At 50.9% G+C, this 1044-nt stretch carries 1 protein-coding gene; it reads left to right on the top strand.

Going from position 1 to position 1044, the window contains the following annotated elements; genetic code table 11:
* Window positions 1–1044 (top strand): reverse transcriptase family protein (locus ACOCD2_RS21655; RefSeq protein ID WP_419626095.1); only part of this gene is annotated, 1044 nt, incomplete at both ends.

Raw genomic sequence — 1044 nt, forward strand, 5'->3', positions numbered from 1 at the left:
AAACACCAAATTCCACATAGTAGATGTCCCAGGTCCTGCCATCATAGGCCTACCATCATGCGAGAGCCTAAAGATCGTCACCATGCACTGCAGTATAAATGCAGCACAACCCGCAGACAAGATCCAGGCCAGCAGGCCCAGGCCCATCAACACGGTGGACAACCTCGTCGACATGTACCCTGAGCAATTCGACAGAATTGGGAAATTTCCTGGGAAGGTCAAGCTGGTCATCGACCCAGACGCTCCACCTCATGTGGATGCTCCCCGGAAAACCCCAATCGCACTAAAGGATGCAATCAAAGGTGAGCTGGAGAAGATGGAAGCAGATGGAATCATCAGACGAGTGACTGAGCCTACGGATTGGGTCTCAAGCCTGGCGTACTCCCACAAGAAAGGTGGAGATCTGCGAATCTGTCTGGACCCCAGACACCTCAACAAGGCCCTCAAACGCCCTCACCACAAAATCCCAACAGTTGAAGAGATCACCCACATGTTTAGAGGCGCCAAGGTATTCTCCAAGCTGGATGCAAAGGCTGGATATTGGTCAGTGCAGCTCGACAACGAGTCCCAACTCCTTACCACGTTCCAATCTCCATTCGGACGATACTGCTTTCAGCGCCTTCCATTCGGGCTCAACGTATCCCAAGATATCTTCCAAATGAAAATGGACCAGATCCTGGACCAGGTGGATGGAGCAGTCGGCATCGCCGATGACGTAGCCGTCTACGCAAGATCAGACGCAGAGCATGACCAGGTGCTACACAACCTCATGAAGGTAGCAGCCAAAAACGGGCTGGTATTCAACTCTGGGAAATGCACCATCAAAACGGACTCCATCACATTCTTTGGAATGACATATACGGCAGAAGGTGTCAAGCCTGACCCAGCAAAAATCGAAGACTTGCAGGACATGCCCCAACCTACTTCCAAGAAGGAAGTGCAAGAGTTCCTAGGATTCATCACATATTTAGGCCCCTTCATTCCAAACTTGGCTGAAAAGACAGCTCCTCTGCGAGACCTCCTCAAGAAAGAGTCAACATTTCT

The organism is Thiolapillus sp., from assembly GCF_048562965.1.
Lineage (GTDB): Bacteria > Pseudomonadota > Gammaproteobacteria > Chromatiales > Chromatiaceae > Thiolapillus > Thiolapillus brandeum_A.